General features: G+C 60.6%; 17 protein-coding genes, 2 tRNA genes and 4 pseudogenes. 11 read left to right on the forward strand and 12 right to left on the reverse strand.

What is annotated here, in order from left to right; translation table 11 throughout:
* Positions 1–9: 9 nt before the first annotated feature.
* The 5 genes from murI to hemA are packed head-to-tail and all read right to left on the reverse strand — an operon-like array spanning position 10 to position 4742.
* Positions 10–801 (reverse strand): glutamate racemase, encoded by a 792-nt coding sequence (murI, locus tag AC07W4_RS08595; protein WP_495032142.1) that lies wholly within the window; start codon positions 799–801, stop codon positions 10–12.
* Positions 794–1549 carry a molybdopterin-synthase adenylyltransferase MoeB gene (locus AC07W4_RS08600; RefSeq protein WP_007997111.1) on the reverse strand — a complete coding sequence of 252 codons (756 nt, stop codon included), beginning with the start codon at positions 1547–1549 and terminating at the stop codon, positions 794–796. The genes murI and AC07W4_RS08600 overlap by 8 nt, the downstream gene beginning before the upstream one ends.
* Complete coding sequence (gene prmC, locus AC07W4_RS08605) at positions 1543–2373, reverse strand: peptide chain release factor N(5)-glutamine methyltransferase (RefSeq protein WP_495032143.1); 831 nt, start codon at positions 2371–2373, stop codon at positions 1543–1545. Before prmC ends, AC07W4_RS08600 begins: the two co-directional genes overlap by 7 nt.
* On the reverse strand, positions 2374–3456 hold the full coding sequence (prfA, locus tag AC07W4_RS08610) for a peptide chain release factor 1 (protein ID WP_007981853.1): 1083 nt from the start codon (positions 3454–3456) through the stop codon (positions 2374–2376).
* Positions 3453–4742 (reverse strand): glutamyl-tRNA reductase, encoded by a 1290-nt coding sequence (hemA, locus tag AC07W4_RS08615; RefSeq protein ID WP_095945275.1) that lies wholly within the window; start codon positions 4740–4742, stop codon positions 3453–3455. The genes prfA and hemA overlap by 4 nt, the downstream gene beginning before the upstream one ends.
* Before the next feature lie 235 nt (positions 4743–4977).
* Here hemA and AC07W4_RS08620 point away from each other — a divergent pair, with 235 nt between their 5' ends.
* From AC07W4_RS08620 to ychF, 8 genes are all read left to right on the forward strand, one after another.
* A complete protein-coding gene (locus AC07W4_RS08620) occupies positions 4978–6702 on the forward strand; it encodes a tetratricopeptide repeat protein (RefSeq protein ID WP_495032144.1) in 1725 nt (574 codons plus the stop codon).
* A 4-nt stretch (positions 6703–6706) separates the two neighbouring features.
* A complete protein-coding gene (gene lolB, locus AC07W4_RS08625; protein WP_008046036.1) occupies positions 6707–7324 on the forward strand; it encodes a lipoprotein insertase outer membrane protein LolB in 618 nt (205 codons plus the stop codon).
* Position 7325: 1 nt separating this feature from the next.
* Positions 7326–8177, forward strand: a complete 852-nt coding sequence (gene ispE / locus AC07W4_RS08630; protein ID WP_495032145.1) for a 4-(cytidine 5'-diphospho)-2-C-methyl-D-erythritol kinase — start codon at positions 7326–7328, stop codon at positions 8175–8177.
* Positions 8178–8213: 36 nt separating this feature from the next.
* Positions 8214–8288 (forward strand) — tRNA-Gln (locus AC07W4_RS08635).
* 46 nt (positions 8289–8334) lie between these two features.
* On the forward strand, positions 8335–9276 hold the full coding sequence (locus AC07W4_RS08640; RefSeq protein ID WP_003171603.1) for a ribose-phosphate pyrophosphokinase: 942 nt from the start codon (positions 8335–8337) through the stop codon (positions 9274–9276).
* A 142-nt stretch (positions 9277–9418) separates the two neighbouring features.
* Positions 9419–10018: a 50S ribosomal protein L25/general stress protein Ctc gene (locus AC07W4_RS08645; RefSeq protein WP_007973891.1), complete on the forward strand. Its 600-nt coding sequence runs from the start codon at positions 9419–9421 to the stop codon at positions 10016–10018.
* A gap of 169 nt (positions 10019–10187) precedes the next feature.
* A complete protein-coding gene (gene pth, locus AC07W4_RS08650) occupies positions 10188–10772 on the forward strand; it encodes an aminoacyl-tRNA hydrolase (RefSeq protein ID WP_495032146.1) in 585 nt (194 codons plus the stop codon).
* A 22-nt stretch (positions 10773–10794) separates the two neighbouring features.
* Complete coding sequence (gene ychF, locus AC07W4_RS08655; protein WP_495032147.1) at positions 10795–11895, forward strand: redox-regulated ATPase YchF; 1101 nt, start codon at positions 10795–10797, stop codon at positions 11893–11895.
* Positions 11896–12081: 186 nt separating this feature from the next.
* On the opposite strand, the gene AC07W4_RS08660 is transcribed toward ychF, so the two are convergent.
* Entirely contained in the window at positions 12082–13299 is a 1218-nt protein-coding gene (locus tag AC07W4_RS08660) for an MFS transporter (protein WP_495032148.1), read from the reverse strand.
* A gap of 332 nt (positions 13300–13631) precedes the next feature.
* On the opposite strand from AC07W4_RS08660, the gene AC07W4_RS08665 reads away from it, so the two are divergent.
* Positions 13632–15689 (forward strand): methyl-accepting chemotaxis protein, encoded by a 2058-nt coding sequence (locus tag AC07W4_RS08665; protein ID WP_495032149.1) that lies wholly within the window; start codon positions 13632–13634, stop codon positions 15687–15689.
* Positions 15690–15727: 38 nt separating this feature from the next.
* Here the strand turns inward: AC07W4_RS08665 and AC07W4_RS08670 are convergent.
* Positions 15728–16060: pseudogene (locus tag AC07W4_RS08670) on the reverse strand (LysR substrate-binding domain-containing protein); the annotation flags it as partial.
* Between AC07W4_RS08670 and AC07W4_RS08675 the strand changes: the two are divergent.
* Positions 16046–16783 (forward strand): annotated as a pseudogene (locus AC07W4_RS08675) (amidase family protein); the annotation flags it as partial. The pseudogenes AC07W4_RS08670 and AC07W4_RS08675 sit on opposite strands and share 15 nt — an antisense overlap.
* Positions 16784–16870: 87 nt before the next feature.
* Positions 16871–16947, forward strand: a tRNA-Met gene (locus tag AC07W4_RS08680).
* 170 nt (positions 16948–17117) lie between these two features.
* On the opposite strand, the gene AC07W4_RS08685 is transcribed toward AC07W4_RS08680, so the two are convergent.
* The 5 genes and pseudogenes from AC07W4_RS08685 to AC07W4_RS08705 all read right to left on the reverse strand — a co-directional run bounded on the left by AC07W4_RS08685 (position 17118) and on the right by AC07W4_RS08705 (position 21270).
* Positions 17118–18296: a pyridoxal phosphate-dependent aminotransferase gene (locus tag AC07W4_RS08685; protein WP_495032150.1), complete on the reverse strand. Its 1179-nt coding sequence runs from the start codon at positions 18294–18296 to the stop codon at positions 17118–17120.
* Positions 18297–18345: 49 nt separating this feature from the next.
* Positions 18346–18925, reverse strand: a pseudogene (locus AC07W4_RS08690) (ABC transporter permease subunit).
* Positions 18926–18938: 13 nt separating this feature from the next.
* Positions 18939–19187 (reverse strand): hypothetical protein, encoded by a 249-nt coding sequence (locus tag AC07W4_RS08695; protein WP_495032151.1) that lies wholly within the window; start codon positions 19185–19187, stop codon positions 18939–18941.
* A 28-nt stretch (positions 19188–19215) separates the two neighbouring features.
* A pseudogene (locus AC07W4_RS08700) lies at positions 19216–19461 on the reverse strand (ATP-binding cassette domain-containing protein); the annotation flags it as partial.
* A gap of 225 nt (positions 19462–19686) precedes the next feature.
* Positions 19687–21270 (reverse strand): zinc-binding metallopeptidase family protein, encoded by a 1584-nt coding sequence (locus AC07W4_RS08705; RefSeq protein WP_495032152.1) that lies wholly within the window; start codon positions 21268–21270, stop codon positions 19687–19689.
* Positions 21271–21275: the final 5 nt, after the last annotated feature.

Consider the following 21275-nt stretch of genomic DNA (forward strand, 5'->3'; position numbering starts at 1 on the left):
GACAGCCTTCTACCTGTTGAAGCTTCGCACAACACCAGAGGTATTCCACAGTATCGGCAAGATATTTCTGAAATGTAGCGGATCAGCGCTGGTCCAGAACTGCGCCTCACGGACCGGGCCCTCGGCGAGCAGCTCGCCTTCGGCCAGCAGACGTTGAAGTTGCCGTGCGACGGCGGCGCCGGTGTCGATCAGGCTGATGTCATCGGGGATCATCTGCCGCAGCAACGGCTTGAGAAAGGGGTAATGGGTACAGCCGAGAATCAGGGTGTCCGCTCCGGCGGCCAGCAGTGGCCGAACATACCCGGCCAACAGCTGGCGCAACTCGGGGCTGCGCAGGTCGCCGCTTTCAATCAGCTCTACAAGCCCGGGACAGGGCTGGGTGATCACCTTCACGTCCGTGGCGAAACGGTCGAGCAATGCGGCGAACTTGGCACTCTGCAAGGTACCGGTAGTGGCCAGCACCCCCACCACACCGGAGCGGGTTGCGGCGGCGGCCGGCTTGACCGCCGGCTCCATGCCGACGATGGGCCATTGCGGATAGTCGCGACGCAAGTCGGCGACACCGGCAACCGTCGCCGTGTTGCACGCCAGCACCAGGGCCTTGGCGCCCTGTTGCCGAAAGAAGTCGGCCATCACGCTGCAACGTTGCTGGATAAACTCCGGGGTTTTCTCGCCGTAGGGAACATTCCCGCAGTCGGCGACATACAACAGAGACTCATTGGGCAGCAATCGCTGGATCTCGGCCAGTACCGAGAGCCCCCCGACACCGGAGTCGAACACGCCAATCGGCGCTTCACGCATGTTTCGACCCACAGACACTGCAACCCGGATCACGCTTGACCCGCAACTCACGGAAGCGCGTGCCCAAGGCATCGATCAACAACAGGCGCCCCACCAGCGGCTCGCCGAATCCGGCCAGCAACTTCAGTGCTTCGAGCGCTTGCAGACTGCCGACCAGCCCCACCAGCGGACCGACCACGCCGGCCTCGCTGCATGTCAGCTCGGCTTCGCTGCCGTGCCCATACAAACAGTGGTAGCACGGACTCTCCGGCCGACGCGGATCGAACACCGACAGTTGACCTTCGAGGCGAATCGCCGCACCGCTGACCAGCGGTTTGCCGGCGGCTACGCAAGCGGCATTGACCGCTTCACGGGTGGAAAAATTGTCGGAACAATCGAGGACCAGATCTACCCCGGCCACCACGGCGGCCAGGGAATCCTCATCCAGCGCCGAACGATGGGCGACCAGTTGAATCTCGGGATTGATCGCGGTCAGGCGCTTGAGCGCCGAATCGACCTTGGTCATGCCGACGCTGTCGGTGTCGTGAATGATCTGGCGTTGCAGGTTGGTCAGGTCGACCGTGTCGAAGTCCGCCAGGTGCAACTCGCCAACGCCGGCGGCCGCCAGATACAGAGCCACTGGCGCGCCAAGGCCGCCAAGACCGACGATTAATACGCGGCTCTCCTTGAGCCGCAACTGACCGTCGATATCGATGTGTTGCAGCAGAATCTGCCGGCTGTAACGCAGCAACTCCTGATCATTCAGCACGGCAGGCGCCCCAGACTGATGCGTTGATGACCGCCCAGATCGGTACGGCTGTGGACTTCTTCAAAACCCCGGGTCAGCAGCAAATCGCGGACCGCCTCGGCCTGATCATAGCCGTGCTCGAGCATCAGCCAGGCACCGGCCTCCAGATGGTCCGGTGCCTGGGCGACGATCAGGCGCAGATCGTCGAGCCCGTCGACACCGGCCACCAGGGCGCTTGCCGGTTCGAAGCGCACATCGCCCTCGACCAGATGCGGATCGGCCGCTGAGATGTAGGGCGGATTACTGATGATCAGTTGAAAACGCTGGCCTTCCAAGGCGCTGAACCAATGGCTGCTCAGCACGGTGGCGTTGTTCAGGTGCAGACGCTGGCGATTGCGCTCGGCCAGGGCCACGGCTTCCAGCACGCGATCCACGGCAGTGACGTTCCAGGCCGGACGTTCGCTGGCCAGGGCCAGGGCAATCGCGCCGCTGCCGGTGCCGAGGTCGAGTACCTTGGCGGGAGTGGCCGGCAGCAGTTCCAGTGCGGCTTCCACCAGCAACTCGGTGTCGGGGCGCGGGATCAGCGTGTGCGGCGCCACTTCCAGGTCCAGCTTCCAGAAACCCTGCTGGCCGAGGATATAGGCCACCGGCTCACCGCTGCGTCGGCGCTGCAAATATTCGGCGAACGTCAGTGCCGCTTCACTCGGCACGATACGCTCCGGCCAGGTGTGCAGGAAACTGCGGGACTTGCCCAAGGCCGCCGCCAGCAGCAGTTCGGCATCCAGACGCGCCGTCGGGGAGTCGGGTAGATCGGCGGCGCGCAACAAACTGGCAATGATCGTCATTTACTCACCTATCGCTGCCAGTTGATCGGCCTGGTACTCGGCCAGCAACGGCTCGATCACCGCCTCGACACCGCCGGCGAGGATCTCGTCGAGGGAATACAAGGTCAGGTTGACCCGGTGGTCGGTGACCCGGCCCTGGGCAAAATTATAGGTGCGGATGCGCTCGGATCGGTCGCCGGAGCCGACCAGCAACTTGCGCTCGCTGGCGATGGCGTTGGCCGCGGCGGAGGTTTGCTGATCGTTCAGCTTGGCCGACAACCAGGACATCGCCCGTGCGCGGTTCTTGTGCTGCGAACGCTCTTCCTGGCACTCGACCACGATGCCGGACGGCAAGTGCGTGATACGGATCGCCGAGTCGGTCTTGTTGACGTGCTGGCCACCGGCGCCGGAGGAGCGATAGGTGTCGATGCGCAGGTCCGCCGGGTTGATCTCGATGGCTTCCTGTTCGTCCGGCTCGGGCAGTACCGCCACGGTGCAGGCCGAGGTGTGGATGCGGCCCTGGGACTCGGTCGCCGGAACCCGCTGCACACGGTGTGCGCCGGATTCGAACTTCAGCTTGCCATAGACGTTGTCGCCCTCGACCCGGGCAATCACCTCTTTATAGCCGCCGTGCTCACCCTCGTTTTCCGAGAGGATCTCCACCCGCCAGCCACGACGCTCGGCGTAACGCGAATACATGCGGAACAGGTCGCCGGAGAAAATCGCCGCTTCGTCACCGCCGGTACCGGCACGGATCTCGAGGAACACGTTGCGCCCGTCGTTCGGGTCCTTGGGCAGCAGCATGCGCTGCAGGTCGGCTTCGAGCGTGACCAGACGCTCCTTGGCTTCGCGGACTTCTTCCACGGCCATTTCACGCATGTCCGGGTCGCTGTCCTTGAGCAGTGCCTGGGCGCCTTCAAGGTCGTCCTGCACTTTCAGCAGTTCTTTATAGGCGCCCACGATCGGTTCAACTTCCGCGTACTCCTTGGAATAGGTGCGGAATTTGTTCTGATCGGAAATGACCTCGCCGTCGCCCAGCAGGGCAGTCAATTCCTCGAAACGGTCCTGGAGGATATCCAGCTTATTGAGCAGTGACGCTTTCATTGCGGTTTTTTATCCGAAAAGCTATCCGATGAGCCCTCACCGAGGGCAAAGAGTTCCTGGGCCATCGCCAGCGCATCCAGGCGACCTTCGGCAGAGAGCTTTTTCAACTGCACGCTCGGTGCGTGCAACAGTTTGTTGGTCAGCCCGCGAGCCAGTTGCACCAGCACCTCTTCGGCACTGCTGCCGTTGGCCAGCATGCGCTGGGCCTTTTGCAGTTCTTCGTCGCGCAGGCGTTCGCTCTGTTGACGATAGGCCTTGAGCACGTCCACCGCCGCCAGCTCGCGCAGGCGGACCATGAAATCTTCGGCGCCGACCGAGACCATCTCTTCGGCGGCCTGGGCTGCGCCCTGACGGCTCTTGAGGTTCTCGGCGACCACTTCGTGGAGATCGTCGACGCTATAGAGGTAAACGTCGTCCAGTTCGCCGACTTCTGGCTCGATGTCTCGCGGAACAGCGATATCCACCATGAAGATCGGTTTGTGCTTGCGCAGTTTCAAGGCGCTTTCCACCGCCCCCTTGCCCAGGATCGGCAACTGGCTGGCGGTGGAACTGATGACGATATCGCTGCGTACCAGCTCTGCCGGAATATCCGACAACAACACCGCATGGGCGCCAAACTGCTCGGCCAGGATGCTCGCGCGCTCCAGGGTACGGTTGGCGACCACTATGCGTTTTACACCCAGGTCATGCAGATGGCGGGCGACCAGAGTGATGGTCTCGCCGGCGCCGATCAACAAGGCCTGGCTGCGTTGCAGGTCGCTGAAAATCTGCTTGGCCAGGCTCACCGCGGCAAACGCCACCGACACCGGGTTCTCGCCGATGGCCGTGTCGGTGCGCACCTGCTTGGCCGCATTGAACGTGGCCTGGAACAAGCGCCCGAGCAATGGCCCGATAGTCCCGGCCTCGCGGGCCACGGCATAGGCCGATTTCATCTGGCCGAGAATCTGCGGTTCGCCCAACACCAGCGAGTCGAGCCCGGAAGCGACCCGCATCATGTGACGAACTGCCGCATCATCTTCATGCACATAGGCGCTTTCGCGCAGCTCGTCGTAGCTCAAATGATGATATTCGGCCAGCCAGCGCAGCACGATCTCCGCCGACAGGTGATCCTGTTCTATATAGAGTTCACTGCGATTGCAGGTGGAGAGGATCGCAGCTTCGCGGCTGTCGGTGAGTCGGCAGAGCTGCTGCAAGGCCTCAACCAGCTGCTCAGGGGTAAAAGCCACGCGCTCGCGGACGTCTACTGAAGCAGTCTTGTGGTTAATACCGAGTGCAAGGAAGGCCATTCAAAGTCGCTGATGGTGACGTGAAGCCGACAATTGTCCTACTTCGACGGAGTCAGAACAACTACTCGATATCTATCGCGCCATCAGGCGCTGCCGCGGGTTGCGAGCAGTTCTCGTTTACACAGGCATCAGGGTGATCCGGATCGGGTTGGCAGGTAAATTGCCGGGCCGGTTATGTTTGGCCGAAAGCTTGTGTCATGATGATCCGACCGCAGGTTAGTCGTCCTCTTCCTATATGAATAGATCCTCCGCGTTGCTCCTCGCTCTTGTCTTCCTCAGCGGCTGCCAGGCCTTGGCACCCGTTTCGTCGGACAGTGCGCCGCCGGTTGAAGACAGCACCCCGGCCCCTGAAAAGCCCAAGGTCTACAGCTCATTCAGCGAGGAAACCATCTACAGCCTGTTGAGCGCCGAACTGGCTGGCCAACGCAATCGTTTCGACATTGCCCTGGACAACTATGTGACCCAGGCCATCAATACCCAGGATCCGGGCATCTCCGAGCGGGCATTTCGTATCGCAGAATATCTGGGCGCCGATCAGGCAGCCCTGGATACCGCGCTGATCTGGGCCAGGAACGCCCCCGACGACCTCGAAGCGCAACGCGCCGCCGCCGTGCAATTGGCACGCGCCGGGCGCTATGACGACTCCATGGTCTATATGGAGAAAGTCCTGCAAGGCAAGGGCGACACCCATTTCGATTTCCTTGCGCTGTCCGCGGCCGACACCGACCAGGACACCCGCAACGGGTTGATGACAAGTTTCGACCGTTTGTTGCAGCGTCATCCGGACAACAGCCAGCTGATTTTCGGCAAGGCCTTGCTGATGCAACAGGACGGCGACGCCAAAGGCGCGTTGAAGCTGCTGGAAGACAATCCGCCGGACGACGGCGAAATCGCACCGATCCTGTTGCGCGCACGCCTGCTGCAAACCCTCGATCGCGGTGACGAGGCCTTGCCGTTGCTGCAAAAAAGCATCAAGAAATACCCGGACGACAAGCGCCTGCGCCTGACTTACGCGCGGATGCTGGTTGAACAGGACCGCATGGACGACGCCAAGGCCGAGTTCTCGAGCCTGGTCCAGCAATACCCGGAAGACGACGAACTGCGTTACTCCCTGGCACTGGTCTGCCTGGAAGCCAAGGCCTGGAACGAGGCCAAGGGTTATCTTGAAGACCTGATCGCCCGGGAAAGCCACGTCGACTCGGCGCACCTGAACCTCGGCCGCATCGCCGAAGAACAGAACGACCCGCAAGGCGCGCTGATCGAATACGCCAAGGTAGGCCCGGGCAGCGACTACCTGCCGGCGCAATTGCGTCAGACCGACATCCTGATCGACAACGGCAGGACCGCCGAAGCCCAACGCAAACTGGCGGCAGAGCGCGACGAGCAGCCGGATTACGCGATCCAGTTGTACCTGATCGAAGTCGAAACCCTGTCCGCCAACAATCAGGGCGACAAGGCCTGGAACGTTCTGCAACAAGCCTTGCAGCAATATCCGGACGATTTGAACCTGCTCTACACCCGCGCCATGCAGGCGGAAAAACGCAATGACCTGGCGCAGATGGAAAAAGACCTGCGCGCGATCATCAAGCGCGACCCGGACAATGCCATGGCGTTGAACGCCCTCGGCTACACCCTGTCTGACCGCACCACGCGCTACGCCGAAGCCAAGGCCCTGATCGAACAGGCACACCGGATCAGTCCGGAAGACCCGGCGGTACTCGACAGCCTTGGCTGGGTGAATTACCGCATGGGCAATCTCGACGAGGCCGAGCGCCTGCTGCGCCAAGCCCTGGAACGCTTCCCCGACCAGGAAGTCGCCGCTCACCTGGGCGAAGTCCTGTGGGCCAATGGCAAGCAGCGTGAAGCCAGACAAGTCTGGGGCAAGTTCCTCAAGGAACAGCCTGACAGCCCGACCCTGCGCGGCACCATCAAACGCCTGACCGGATCAGAGACTCTTTAAGATTATGTTTTTGCGCCATTTCATCGTTTTCAGTTTTATCGCCCTGCTCGCCGGCTGTGCGGGCCTGGGTCCACGCGAATCGGTCGAGGGTCACGGCAACGCCGCCCAATGGCGCGAGCACAAACAGCAACTGACCGGCCTCGATGGCTGGCAGATAGATGGCAAGATCGGCATCCGCGCCCCGAAAGACTCGGGCAGCGGCACGCTGTTCTGGTTGCAGCGCCAGGATTACTACGACATTCGCCTGTCCGGACCACTGGGCCGCGGCGCCGCTCGCCTGACCGGACGTCCGGGTAAGGTATCGCTGGAAGTCGCCAACCAGGGACGCTACGACGCGCCGAACCCGGAAGTGCTGCTCGAAGAACAGCTGGGCTGGAAATTGCCGGTGTCCAACCTGGCCTGGTGGGTGCGCGGGCTCCCGGCACCCGACAGCAAAAGTCGCCTGACACTGGATACCGACAGTCGCCTGGCCAACCTCGAGCAGGATGGCTGGCAGGTCGAATACACCGACTACACGCAGCAAAATGGCTACTGGCTGCCCGAGCGCATCAAGCTGCATGGCACCGACCTTGACGTCACACTGGTGATCAAGGCTTGGCAACCACGCAAACTGGGATCATGACATGCCAGCCAATCGCCTGACTTTGCCGTCTCCGGCCAAACTCAATTTGATGCTGCACATCCTCGGTCGCCGCGAAGACGGCTACCACGAACTGCAGACGATGTTTCAGTTTCTCGATTATGGCGACGAAATCACCTATGCCCTGCGCGATGACGGTGTCATTCAATTGCACACCGAGTTCCCGGGCGTGCCCCACGACAGCAACCTGATCGTCACGGCCGCCAGAAAACTTCAGGAGCAATCCGCTTGCTCGCTGGGCGTCGATATCTGGATCGACAAGATCCTGCCCATGGGCGGCGGCATCGGCGGCGGCAGCTCGAATGCCGCAACGACTTTGCTTGGCTTGAATCATCTGTGGCAATTGGGCTGGGATGAAGATCGCCTGGCCGGGCTGGGGTTGACGCTGGGCGCCGACGTCCCGGTTTTCGTGCGTGGCCACGCGGCTTTCGCCGAGGGCGTGGGGGAGAAACTGACCCCTGTCGACCCGGAAGAACCGTGGTATCTGGTGCTGGTGCCGCAAGTCTCTGTAAGTACGGCAGAAATTTTTTCAGATCCGTTGTTGACACGTAACACTCCTCCCATTAAAGTGCGCCCCGTTCCCAAGGGAAACAGTCGAAATGACTGCTTGCCGGTGGTAACAAGGCGTTATCCAGAGGTACGTAACGCTTTGAATTTGTTAGGTAAATTTACCGAAGCAAAACTCACCGGAACTGGAAGTTGTGTGTTTGGGGGCTTCCCAAGCAAAGCTGAAGCTGATAAAGTCTCGGCCCTTCTTACAGAGACCCTTACAGGGTTTGTAGCAAAAGGAAGCAACGTTTCGATGTTGCATCGCAAGCTGCAAAGTCTGCTCTAAAGGAACCGATTACTGGGTAATCGTTGCAACAGATACAGGGGCGTCGCCAAGCGGTAAGGCAGCAGGTTTTGATCCTGCCATGCGTTGGTTCGAATCCAGCCGCCCCTGCCATTTTCCTATACTCATCCAGGTTACCCTCAGCCTTCAGGTACTGCGCGTGTCCAAGATGATGGTCTTTACGGGGAACGCTAACCCCGATCTGGCTCGGCGTGTCGTACGTCAGCTGCATATCCCTCTCGGTGACATCTCTGTCGGTAAATTCTCCGACGGCGAAATTACAGCCGAGATCAATGAAAACGTCCGCGGTAAAGACGTCTTCATTATTCAGCCGACTTGCGCTCCGACCAACGATAACCTGATGGAACTGGTAGTGATGGCTGATGCCTTCCGCCGCTCCTCGGCTACTCGTATCACTGCTGTTATTCCTTACTTTGGTTATGCCCGTCAGGATCGCCGTCCGCGTTCCGCACGTGTGGCTATCAGCGCGAAAGTCGTGGCTGACATGCTTACCGTTGTCGGCATCGACCGTGTTCTCACGGTTGATCTGCATGCTGACCAAATCCAGGGTTTCTTCGATATTCCGGTAGATAACATCTACGGCTCCCCGGTTCTGGTGGATGACATCGAAGATCAGCGCTTCGAAAACCTGATGATCGTGTCCCCGGACATTGGCGGCGTCGTGCGTGCACGTGCCGTTGCCAAATCCCTGGGCGTGGATCTCGGGATCATCGACAAACGCCGTGAGAAAGCCAATCACTCTGAAGTGATGCATATCATCGGTGATGTCGAAGGGCGTACCTGTATTCTGGTCGATGACATGGTCGATACCGCCGGCACCCTGTGCCACGCGGCCAAGGCCCTGAAAGAGCATGGCGCTGCCAAGGTTTTCGCCTACTGCACGCACCCTGTGCTGTCGGGTCGGGCGATCGAAAACATTGAAAATTCCGTGCTGGACGAGCTGGTGGTGACCAACACCATCCCGCTGTCCGCTGCAGCACAAGCCTGTGCGCGTATCCGCCAACTGGATATCGCACCGGTAGTTGCCGAGGCGGTCCGCCGCATCAGCAATGAAGAATCGATCAGCGCGATGTTCCGCTAAGGGCCCTGCCCTTCTCGAAATGTCTCGTTGACGAAAAGCGCCCCGCCCCGGCATTCCTGTCGGGGCGGGGCTTTTTTGCCCATATCGCCTTTAGCGCTGGTCGCAAACGCTGGGGCGAGTGTGGTTATTTTGGAGATACAACATGAACGATTTTACTCTGAATGCTGAAGTGCGTTCCGACCTGGGGAAAGGTGCGAGCCGCCGCCTGCGTCGTCTCGCAAGCCTGGTTCCAGCTGTAGTTTACGGTGGCGACAAAGCCCCTGAATCCATCAGCATGCTGGCCAAAGAAGTTGCCAAACTGCTCGAAAACGAAGCGGCTTACAGCCACATCATCGAGCTGAACGTTGGTGGCACCAAGCAGAACGTCGTGATCAAAGCCCTGCAGCGTCACCCGGCCAAAGGCCACGTGATGCACGCTGACTTCGTACGCGTAGTCGCTGGCCAGAAACTGACCGCTATCGTTCCAGTGCACTTCATCAACGAAGAAGCACCGACCAAGAAAGGCGGCGAAATCTCGCACGTTGTTGCCGAGATCGAAGTTTCCTGCCTGCCGAAAGATCTGCCTGAGTTCATCGAAGTCGACCTGGCTAACGCTGAAATCGGTTCGATCATTCACCTGTCGGACCTCAAGGCTCCTAAAGGCGTTGAGTTCGTTGCTCTGGCACACGGTGATGACAAGGCTGTTGCCAACGTCCACGCTCCACGTGTTGCTCCAGAAGCTGCAGAAGGCGCTGCAGAGTAATTTTACTCTGTACGCCGGAGTGACCGGAAACATCGCGGACTAGAGCATAGCGAGAAAGCGGGCGAGAACGCGGAGTTTACATCATGGTAAATGAGCAATTTTCGTCCACTTTCGCCGCTCTCCCTGATTGCGGCGATGTTATCCACCACTCCAAGGAAGGGCCCCTATCGTGACTGCCATTAAACTGATCGTTGGCCTGGGAAATCCAGGCGCTGAATACGAACAGACCCGGCATAACGCAGGGGCCCTTTTTATTGAGCGCATCGCGAACGCACAAGGCGTGAACCTTGTGGCGGACCGCAAATATTTCGGCCTGACCGGGCGCTTTTCGCACCAGGGTCAGGATGTTCGTCTGCTGATTCCCACCACGTACATGAACCGCAGCGGCCAGGCCGTAGCGGCACTCGCCGGTTTCTTCCGCATCAAGCCCGAAGAAATCCTCGTGGCGCACGACGAACTCGATCTGCCTCCGGGCGTTGCCAAACTCAAAGTGGGCGGCGGCCATGGCGGTCATAACGGGTTGCGCGACATCATCGCGCAACTGGGCAACCAGAATACCTTTCATCGCTTGCGGCTTGGCATTGGCCACCCGGGCGTTGCCAGTATGGTTTCAAATTTCGTCCTGGGTCGTGCGCCACGCGCCGAACAGGAAAAACTCGATGCCAGCATCGACTTTGCCCTCGGCGTGCTGCCGGATATCCTCGCCGGGGAATGGAACCGAGCGATGAAAAACCTGCACAGCCAGAAGGCCTGACTCACTCCTCGGGGAAAACACCATGGGATTCAATTGCGGCATCGTCGGTCTGCCTAACGTCGGCAAGTCCACCCTGTTCAACGCCCTGACCAAATCCGGGATCGCGGCCGAGAACTTCCCCTTCTGCACCATCGAACCGAACAGCGGTATCGTGCCGATGCCGGATCCGCGTCTGGAAGCCCTGGCAGCCATCGTCAATCCGAAGCGCATCCTGCCGACCACCATGGAGTTCGTCGACATCGCGGGCCTGGTTGCCGGTGCATCGAAAGGTGAAGGCCTGGGCAACAAGTTCCTGGCCAACATCCGTGAGACCGATGCCATCGCCCATGTGGTCCGCTGCTTCGAAGACGAGAACGTGATTCACGTCTCCAACAGCGTCGACCCGAAACGCGACATCGAAATCATCGACCTGGAGCTGATCTTCGCCGACCTCGACAGCTGCGAGAAGCAACTGCAGAAAGTCGCGCGTAACGCCAAGGGCGGTGACAAGGATGCAGTGGTCCAGAAAGGCCTGCTGGAGCAACTGATCGCCCACTTCACCGAAGGCAAGCCTGCACGTAGCCTGATGAAGAACATGGGTGCCGACGAAAGAGCGGTGATCAAGGGCTTCCACCTGCTGACCACCAAGCCGGTCATGTACATCGCCAACGTCGCTGAAGACGGTTTCGAGAACAACCCGCACCTGGACGTGGTCCGCGCCATCGCCGAAGAAGAAGGCGCCGTGGTGGTACCGGTGTGCAACAAGATCGAAGCGGAAATCGCCGAGCTCGATGACGGCGAAGAAAAAGACATGTTCCTCGAAGCCTTGGGCCTCGAAGAGCCTGGCCTGAACCGCGTGATCCGCGCCGGCTACGAAATGCTGCACCTGCAGACCTACTTCACCGCCGGTGTCGAAGAAGTCCGCGCCTGGACCGTGCGCGTCGGTGCCACCGCACCTCAAGCGGCTGGCGTGATCCACACCGACTTCGAGAAAGGCTTCATCCGCGCCGAAGTGATTGCCTACAACGACTTCATCCAGTACAAGGGCGAAGCCGGTACCAAGGAAGCCGGTAAATGGCGCCTGGAAGGCAAGGATTACATCGTCAAAGACGGCGACGTGATGCACTTCCGCTTCAACGTGTAAGCCACACATCAAGAAAAAGCCGCGTTTGATACGCGGCTTTTTTGTGCCTGAAATAATCATCCGCCACACCTGCGCCCCATTGTGGGAGCGGGCTTGCTCGCGAAGAGGGAGTGTCAGTCGAAGTACATGTGGCTGACGAACCGCATTCGCGAGCAAGCCCGCTCCCACAGCGGGATTTGTGTCGAGTCAGGCCTTTTTGGTTCGCGGCAGGAAGATCGCCAACACTCCGAACAACGGCAGGAACGAACACAGGTAGTACACGTACTCGATGCCGTGCATGTCCGCCAGATGCCCGAGCAACGCCGCGCCAATCCCGCCGAAGCCGAACATCAAGCCGAAGAACACCCCGGCGATCATCCCGACATTACCTGGCACCAGTTCCTGGGCATACACAACGATCGCCGAGAACGCCGAGGCGAGGATGAAGCCGATGACTACGCTCAGGATGCTGGTCCAGAACAGGTCGACATGGGGTAGCAGCAATGTGAAGGGTGCAACGCCGAGGATCGAGAACCAGATCACCGCCTTGCGCCCGATCTTGTCGCCGATCGGCCCGCCAAAGAACGTCCCCGCTGCGACCGCGCCGAGAAACAGGAACAGGTGCAACTGCGAACTGGCCACCGACAGGTCGAACTTCTCGATCAGGTAGAAGGTGAAGTAGCTGGTGAGGCTCGACATGTAGAAATACTTGGAGAACACCAGCAACCCGAGTACCACCAGCGCACTGGTGACTCGACCCTTGGACAGGCCGTGAGTCGCCGCCTGGCCTTGCTTGAGCTTGAACAGGTTCAAGTGGTTGGCGTACCAGCGGCTGATCCGGTAGAGCACGAACAGCGCAAACACCGCGAACAGGCCGAACCAGGCCACGTGCCCCTGGCCGTAGGGAATGATGATCGCAGCCGCCAGCAACGGACCGAACGCCGAGCCTGCGTTACCGCCGACCTGGAAGGTCGATTGCGCCAGCCCGAAGCGCCCGCCCGAAGCCAGGCGCGCCACGCGGGACGCCTCCGGGTGGAAGGTCGATGAACCGATGCCGATCAGCCCCGCCGCCAGCAGAATCAAAGGAAAGCTGCCGACCATCGACATCATCAGAATGCCGACCAGGGTGCAGACCGTCCCCGCTGGCAACAACCACGGCTTGGGATGGCGGTCGGTGTAGTAACCGACCCACGGCTGCAGCAGCGAGGCCGTCAACTGGAACGTCAGGGTGATCAGGCCGACCTGAGTAAAGGTCAGGCCATAGTTGGCCTTGAGCATCGGATAGATCGACGGCAGCACCGACTGGATCAGGTCGTTGATCAAGTGTGCCAGCGCCACCGCGCCGATGATGCGCATCACCAGGGGACTGCTTTGGGGCGTAGCGGACGCCGGCACTGAGCCGGTCTGGGCGTTGCTGATAGCCATGGGAGTTTCCAAACCACAGGAGGTACAAACGTGCAGGTACGTCAATGTGCCATTTTTCAGTGCGGCAACGCCATCCCCTTAGCCTGCTAACGACTTCGATTTTCATCGCCACGACCTTGATGGCGCAAAGCCATGGTCTGAATCTTGCCTTCCTTGTCGGCTTGAACGCGGCTTCCTTACAAAGGAGACCGACAATGGGAAGTTTCGCTACAGAGTCGGCCTACAGAGCGGACAAGGGTGAACTTTCGAGGCCTTTTTAGAGGGCACGAGTCGGGGGGCGACAACCTCCGACGCACGCCAATAGTGCGTGGTGTCCAGAGGAGTCTTGGGGCATGCAGGCTTTTTTATCACCGGGGATCGGGCTGCTGGGGCGTTTTGGCTTCGCACGCAAATTCCAGCTGTTGTTTCTGCTGTTTATCCTGCCGCTGGCCGGCAGCCTGTGGATGATCGGCCAGGACTATCGCGACAAACTCAGCCTGATCTCCGGCGAACGCGCCGGGGTGCGGCAACTGCTTGCGCTCGATGCGCTGGATGACCTGCTAGCCGCCCAGCGTGATCGCGCTGCCCGATGGCGCGCCACGGAAACCAATCGCCAGCCAACGCCGGCCACCCTCGCCGCGATGGCCGCCTTCGATGCGGTTCAGCCCGCCGTCAGCCAGGCCACTGCCGAGTTGGGCCAGGCCCTGCAAAAAGAAAGTGCAGAAGCTGAGACGCTGACCCGTTACCAGGCCCTGCAAACCGCCCTCGACGGCCTCGACTCAAAAAGCCTGAGCAGCGTTGGCTGGTGGCCGGATGGCTATGATCGCTTCACCAACGCCCTGAGCGCCCTGCAAGCCTTGCGCGAGCAGATCGCCATGGACAACCGCCTCACGCTGGCGCCGTGGCTGGAAACTTATTTGCTGACGCAGATTTCCACCCAGCATGCGCCGGACCTGATCGAGCGGGTCGGTCGCCTGGCGGCGGTGGGGCAAGCCTCGGTAGTGTCCGGGCAGTTCACCCTGCAAAGCCGCCTGCAACTGCGCGACCTGCGCAGCCGCATCGGTGATGCGCGAGAGCAGCTTGTGAAAACGGCTGGCCTGCTCGAAGCACGCCTGCCCAGCGCCCTGCAAACCTGGGCCGGGCAATACCATGACAGCCTCAAGCGCCTCGATGCCGGCCTGAAGGTGCTGGATGACGGCGTGTTCGGCGGCAGCATCAACCTCAAGCCGGAGGACTTCGAACGCAGTCTCGATGCCCTGCTCTCCGACCTCGCCTCGCTGCGCCAGCAGTCGCTGGTGTCGCTGGATCAACGCCTGGATTACTACCACGGCTCAGCGATCCGCCAGTTCATTGTGGTGGCCGCCGTGTTCGGCTGCCTGCTGCTGGCTGCGCTGTATCTGTTCATCTGTTTGCAGGCCTCGATCCGCCGCAGTGCCAGCGGCATCACGGTGCTGGCCGAGGCCCTGCGCGATGGCAATCTGAGCCTGCAAGTGCAGGTTCAAGGCCGGGACGAACTGGCGGTCATCAGCACCGCGCTGAACGTCGCCGTGGTGCAACTGCGCACCAGCCTGCAAGGGGTGGATCACGAAACCCTGCAACTGAGCAACGCGGTGCAAACCCTCAACCATCATTCCAGCGATGCCCTGGGCGAAGTCGAAGCCCAGCAGTTGCAGATCAGCCAGATTGCCGCGGCGGCAACGCAACTGGCCGCCACCTCACAAGGGGTGGCCCACAGTTGCGAACAGGCGTCCGGCAGCGCCCAGCACACCCGGCGCATTGCCGCCGACAGCAGCCGTGACAGCCAGCGCACCACCGCGAGTATCCAGCAGCTCAATCAACGACTGAACGAGACCGCTGCGGCACTGGGCCGGGTCAGCGAGCAAGGACAGCAGATTCAACTGGTGGTCGACACCATTCGCGGCGTCGCCGAGCAGACCAACCTGCTGGCGCTAAACGCTGCAATCGAAGCGGCACGGGCCGGCGAACAGGGTCGCGGATTTGCGGTGGTAGCCGATGAAGTGCGCAGCCTGTCGCAACGTACACAATCTTCGACCGCGCAGATTGCCGGCACGGTCGACAGCCTGCGCAATACCGTGAATGAGGCCGTCAGCCTGATGCAAGCCGCGTGCAGTCAGGCACAGAGCGATGCACAAGCGGTCACCGGCCTTGGTGAACGACTCGGGGAAATCGCCAGTGCCGTGCAGAGTGTCACCGATACCCTGGCGCACATCGCCACGGCGGTGGAAGAGCAGGCCAGTACCGCCGACGAGGTCAGCGGTAATATCCAGCAGGTCGATCAGGCAGCACTACGTTTGCTCGAAGGTGCCCGCGCGGTGAACCAGGCAGCGGACACCCTGAGTCAAGGCAGCAAAGCCTTAAGCGACAACACCGGGCGCTTCCGCTTGAGTTGAGTCCGCCAGGACTTCTCAGGCGCGGATTACCGCTTCCGGTTGACGTAGAGCATGTCCGAATTGAGGTGGATGTCGAGGTCGTTGGCGGCGAACCACAGGTTCCACCACTCGCCGTCATCGACGTGAATCAGGTTGTGCTTCACCAGGTCCGCGGGGCTATCGATGGGCTCGACGCTGGCCAGATAATCGGGGGAACAGATCGGAAACACCCGAGGACAAATCAGGCTGGTGCGGGAATGGGCATATTGGCCATCCAAGCCGTAGACGATGCCCAGGTCAGCGCTTTTGCCATCCACGTCGGTAAAGGTCGAATTGGGCTCGATGGCGAACTTCAAGCCCGGGCGCAGATGACGCATGGCCTCGATGCGCGGGCGCCGCTGTCCATTGCCGAGCCCGGCAGCGCCTTTGCGGCACCGCTGGATCGAGCCTTCAAAGGCACGCGTCTGGGCTGGCTCGGCGACTTCAACGGCTACCTGCCGATGGAGCAAGGCATCCTCTCGCTGTGCGAAAAGGCCTTTGCCGACTTCGAAAGCCTGGGTTGCCACATTGAACCGGTTCAGTCCGAATTCGCGCCAGAGAAGCTGTGGAGCAGTTGGCGGACGTTGCGCCACTGGATGGTCGCCGGCTCGTTGGGCGCGACTTATGCCGACCCGCAAAAACGTGCGCTGTTGAAACCGGAAGCCTGCTGGGAAGTGGAGAACGGCCTGAAACTCTCGGCCACCGACGTGTTTGCCGCATCGGTGACGCGCAGCGACTGGTATCGGGCGATCTCCAGATTGTTCGAAAAGTACGACTACCTGCTGCTGCCCAGCGCCCAGGTGTTCCCGCTCGATAAAACCCGACCATGGCCCGCCGCCATCGAAGGCGTGACCATGGACACCTATCACCGCTGGATGGAGGTGGTGATTCCCGGCACTTTGTCCGGCTGCCCGGTGGCCAACGTACAGGTCGGCTTCAACGCCAGCGGCCTGCCCATGGGCCTGCAAATCATCGGTAGACACCAGGCCGACTTCGCTGTGCTGCAACTGGCGCACGCGTACGAACAGGCCAGCCGCTGGTTCCAGCGCTGCCCTTCACCCCTGCTCAGAGGATAGATTTTGATAAACGGTTGAAAGCGCAGAGAAATATTTTAGATTTGTGCTTGACGCATCCCCGTTACCGGTGAATAATGCGCGCCACTTGGCTACATAGCTCAGTTGGTTAGAGCATAGCATTCATAATGCTGGGGTCCGGGGTTCAAGTCCCTGTGTAGCCACCAAGTACTAAAAACGGCTTACCGCAAGGTAAGCCGTTTTTTTATGCCTCGAAAAAAGTACGCTGCAGTGACAGGAGTTCCTGTACCGCAGTATTGAAGTTATCGAATCGAATTTCGAATGGCTGCCAAGGCAGACAGGGGCTGGCCCCCTACCCTCCATGGCAGCCGAATCCTCATTGCCCGCGAAGGCGTTCGATGAAGCCTGCAATTCGACCGCAGGCATCGCTGAGCGCTGCGTCGGAGACCGTGAACGAGATGCGTACGAAGCCAGCGGTGCTGGCGCCAAAAGCGCTGGCATCGAGTACGGCAACACCGGTTTCACGGAACAGTTGCCAGGCAAAGTCAGTGCTCGACAATCCCGTCTCACGCACATCCACCAGCATGAACATGCCCGCCTCAGGCACCTTGCACTTGAGCAGCGGCACGTGGCGCAACCCTTCGACCACCAGGTCTCGGCGCCGGCGGTAAAGAGCCTGCCCTTCCCCGACCACGTTCTCATCCAGTTCCAGTGCCTTGAGCGCGGCGGCCTGAATGAATCCCGGCAAGCCGTAGAGCATGCACAGCAACAGGTTATCGAGATGACCGATCAGCGCTTGCGGCCCCACCACCCAGCCTACCCGCCAGCCGGTCATGGCATGGGATTTGGACAGGCTGTTAAGCACCACGGTGCGCTCGGCCATGCCCTCAAGGGTGGCCACGCTCTGGTGCTGACGGTCATAGGTCAGCTGACCATAAACCTCGTCGCTGATTACCCACAGGTTATGGCGTTGAGCGATCAGCGCAACGGCCTCCAGCTCCTCGCGGGTGTAGACGTTGCCGGTGGGATTGTTCGGCGTGGCCAGGGCGATACCACGGGTCTTGTCGGTCACCACTGCTTCCAGCGCGGCCAGGGTCAGGCGGAAGTCTTTTTCGGCCGGCTGGGCAATCGGCACCAGGCATGCACCTGAAGCCTGGATGCTCGCCGCGTACGTCAGGTACATGGGTTCCGGCACCAGCACTTCATCGCCTTGTTCGAACAGGCACATGGCCGTGGCATACAAACCGTTCTGTGCGCCGGCCACCAGCGCCACGTTGTCGGCGGACACCGGCTGGCCGAGTAACGCCGACTGCTTGGCGGCAATTGCTTCGCGCAGGGCCGGGCGACCGATCACGTGGGTGTAATGGGTGTCGCCCTCATTGATTGCCTGAACCGCCGCCGCGCATATCTCATCGGCAGTGGCGAAATCCGGATCGCCGATGCTCAACACGATCGCATCTTCACCACGATCCTGTGCATCACAGGCCGCGTAGTGAATGTCCCAGGCGGTAACGGTTTCACCACTGATGCGATTGACCATGGACGAATACTTCATATGAAACTCCTTATGAGCCCTTGGGCCGATGTGTCCATCGACCTTGAAGTCAGGCCTGACGTTGCGGCGTTTTGCCTATCCGGGCAAAGCCTTGCTCAATGACAATCGCCAGGATGATATAGATCACCGCCACCACCAGCAGCGGCTCATAGACGCGTAATGTTTGCGAACGCACCAGGTTTGCCGCCCCCAGCAGGTCGGTGACCGCCACGGTCGACGCCAGCGCCGTAGCCTTGAGCAGCATCACGCTTTCCCCAGCCAATGTCGGACGCAGCATCTGCAAGGCGCGCGGCATCCACACCCGGCGCAACACCAGCCAAGGGCACATGCCATAGGTCTTCTCGCAAGTACGGCCAGAACATACTGCCGCGAATCAACGGGAAGGTCGCAAAAACACTGCCCACACCGTAGTACAACACGTAGATCTGCACCAGCAACGGCGTACCGCGCAGCACGCTGGTGTAAAAACGCAGGCCGCTGGACAGGAAGCGGGTCTTCGACAAGCGTCCCGGCGCCACAAGCACCGCCATGAAAAAGCCAATAACCCCTGAGATCAGCAGCAGTTGCAGGGTCAGTCCGGCGCCCTTGACCAGCTCCTGGTAAAAATTGCCCAACCAATGAAAGTCCATGCTCGCCCTCCCCTTATGCGTGCCGAGGCATCCAGCGTTCGAAGCGCACTTCGACCCACCGGAAGACCGAGCTGGAAACCAGCGTGATCAGGTAATAGAACGTAGCCACGGCGAGGTAAAACAGCAAATAGTGCTTGGTAGATGCCGCTGCCTGGCGGCCGGCTGTCAGCAATTCGCTGTAACCCACGACGCTGATCAAGGCGCTTTCCTTGACCAGCACCAGCCACAGGCTGGATAACCCGGCGATCGCGAAGGGCAGCATGCACGGCAGGATTACCCTCCTCACCAGCAAGCCGCGGGCGCATGGCCAGAGCGCGGGCAATCGCTACGCGCTGTTGCTGGCCACCGGACAGAAACGAGGGATACACGTTTCGCTTGTCGATCAGGCCGACTTTTTCCAGCAAGTGCTCGGCATACGCCATGGCTTCCTTGCGGTCCTCGCCGAGTACGTACACCGGCGCTTCGATAACGTTTTCCAGCACGGTGTGATGGGGCCACAGGTTGAAACTCTGGAACACCATGCTCAAGCGCGTGCGCAGACGTTCGACCTGACGCGGATCGGCGATCTGCGCGAGACCACCTCGCCCTCTTTGGCGCGCATCGAAATGCCCTTGAGCACGTGGTGATCGGCATCTTGTGCAGGTCATCGATGGCGACGACCGCGGTGTCCGTGTGTGGCTGGGGGATATTCACGTGGGTGAGTGCTTACACTTCTGGATCCTCGAATTCTGATTGATCAGGCAGGCGGGGCAACACCACGACTATTCGTCGTCGCGCGCCGGGATCCACCACTCTTCGCCACGCACGGTGCGTATGTACTCCGGCCAGCGGAAACGATGGGGGGCTTGAAAGTCGGCCGGCAACAGCGGCGCCTGCCAGTGTTCACCGCCGATGCCGCCGCCGGTGCGCTGGTTGAACTCGTCCCTGGCAGCCTTCAGCAGGTCTTCGTTGCAGAACAGGTCGAGCAAGGTGTTGGCAATGGTTTTCGCCGCCACTTCAATCATCGGATCGATGGTCTGCGGAATGCCGCCCAAGGCGTTTGAGACCCAATCCGGGTACACGTGGCCGGCGGGCGCGCTGAGCATCGGGCGGGCCACCAGCAGACGCACGGTCGGGCAATGCCAGGTGTATTCGGGGTAGTCGTCGGATGTCAGGTATTTCTGCCATGCCGGCATTTGCAGACGCATCTGCCGTTCGCATTCCTGCGGGTCGATCAGTTGTTCAGTAGCCGGCAGGAAGGGTTCCGCCATCGGCTCCAGACCGAGATTGCTCTGGATCTGGCGGGCAATGTCACAGGCCTCGGCCCCCCATTGCGGTGCGCCGACGGCGGCCAGGTTGCTGTATGTCGCACGCGCCAGCACATGATTGGGCAGACCGCCACGGGACTTGCAGACCCAGGTCTTTTTCCACTGGCAACCGGTGGCCATCGCCGCAGCGGCGGCGTTGTTATCCATCACCTGGGAAATGGTTTCGGCCTGCTCGATCGAATCGCAACGCAGCAGGTACTGGATCTGTGACAGGTGCGGTGGCAGGTTGTCGGCGGTGGCCTGCCCGGCCGTCAGGATGGCCTCGTTGTAACTCCACAAACCGGTGAACGGCAGGGTCGAACGGCGCAGGCTTTCGTTGAGGTTGTAGAAGTGCATCAGCGCATCATTGGCGCCCGGTGCCCGGGCAGCCAGATGATTCTGCGGGATCGGACTATAGCGATCGGCGGCAATCCAGTTTTCCGGGTCTTCGCAGGTGAAGCTGTAGATGTAGGCGTAAGCAATGCCGCAATGGGTATCCCAGGTGGTGGTGTTGTTCAGCGGCAACATGTAGGTGGGGTGAAAACTGATGGCCGCATCCAGGCTGTCGTAGTAACCCTTGGCCGCGTGTACGGGTTTGGACGCACGGAGCTTTTCCGCCGGCTCACCAAAGAAACGAATGGTGCCCTCGATGCCGAACTCAAGCATCGCCGCCTTCGCCGCGAGCACCCCGCCCAGCGCACTGATGCCCAGCGCAGAATGTGGATCGGTGTGGCCCGGGGCGAAACGCGACAAACCTTCGCGGGGCATCTTGCGGGTGGTGGCAGCCTGGCAGTTTCCAGGGACGGCGTCGTATTCGGCGTAGGTCGCCAGCACCGGTCCCTTGCCATTACTGAAGGTTGCGCAAAACGCGGTGGGCATGCCGCCGCTGTTTTCTTCGACGGTGAAACCTTCCTTGCGCAACAGATCCACATACCAGGCACAGGATTTGTACTCGCGAAACGCGGGCTCCGCGTAGTGCCAGATGATCTGGTGCCAATCCGACAACTGTTGACGATGCTGGTCGATCCACTTCAGGGCAAATCTTTTCTGCAATTCCATGCGGT

The organism is Pseudomonas sp. GW821-FHT02A08, assembly GCF_059422045.1.

Coding starts and splice junctions, on each gene's coding strand:
- murI (WP_495032142.1), bottom strand. CDS start 801: ATGCGTGAAGCGCCGATTGGCGTGTTCGACTCCGGTGTCGGGGGGCTC.
- prmC (WP_495032143.1), bottom strand. CDS start 2,373: ATGACGATCATTGCCAGTTTGTTGCGCGCCGCCGATCTACCCGACTCC.
- prfA (WP_007981853.1), bottom strand. CDS start 3,456: ATGAAAGCGTCACTGCTCAATAAGCTGGATATCCTCCAGGACCGTTTC.
- hemA (WP_095945275.1), bottom strand. CDS start 4,742: ATGGCCTTCCTTGCACTCGGTATTAACCACAAGACTGCTTCAGTAGAC.
- AC07W4_RS08620 (WP_495032144.1), top strand. CDS start 4,978: ATGAATAGATCCTCCGCGTTGCTCCTCGCTCTTGTCTTCCTCAGCGGC.
- lolB (WP_008046036.1), top strand. CDS start 6,707: ATGTTTTTGCGCCATTTCATCGTTTTCAGTTTTATCGCCCTGCTCGCC.
- ispE (WP_495032145.1), top strand. CDS start 7,326: ATGCCAGCCAATCGCCTGACTTTGCCGTCTCCGGCCAAACTCAATTTG.
- AC07W4_RS08645 (WP_007973891.1), top strand. CDS start 9,419: ATGAACGATTTTACTCTGAATGCTGAAGTGCGTTCCGACCTGGGGAAA.
- ychF (WP_495032147.1), top strand. CDS start 10,795: ATGGGATTCAATTGCGGCATCGTCGGTCTGCCTAACGTCGGCAAGTCC.
- AC07W4_RS08660 (WP_495032148.1), bottom strand. CDS start 13,299: ATGGCTATCAGCAACGCCCAGACCGGCTCAGTGCCGGCGTCCGCTACG.
- AC07W4_RS08665 (WP_495032149.1), top strand. CDS start 13,632: ATGCAGGCTTTTTTATCACCGGGGATCGGGCTGCTGGGGCGTTTTGGC.
- AC07W4_RS08685 (WP_495032150.1), bottom strand. CDS start 18,296: ATGAAGTATTCGTCCATGGTCAATCGCATCAGTGGTGAAACCGTTACC.
- AC07W4_RS08695 (WP_495032151.1), bottom strand. CDS start 19,187: ATGCTGCCCTTCGCGATCGCCGGGTTATCCAGCCTGTGGCTGGTGCTG.
- AC07W4_RS08705 (WP_495032152.1), bottom strand. CDS start 21,270: ATGGAATTGCAGAAAAGATTTGCCCTGAAGTGGATCGACCAGCATCGT.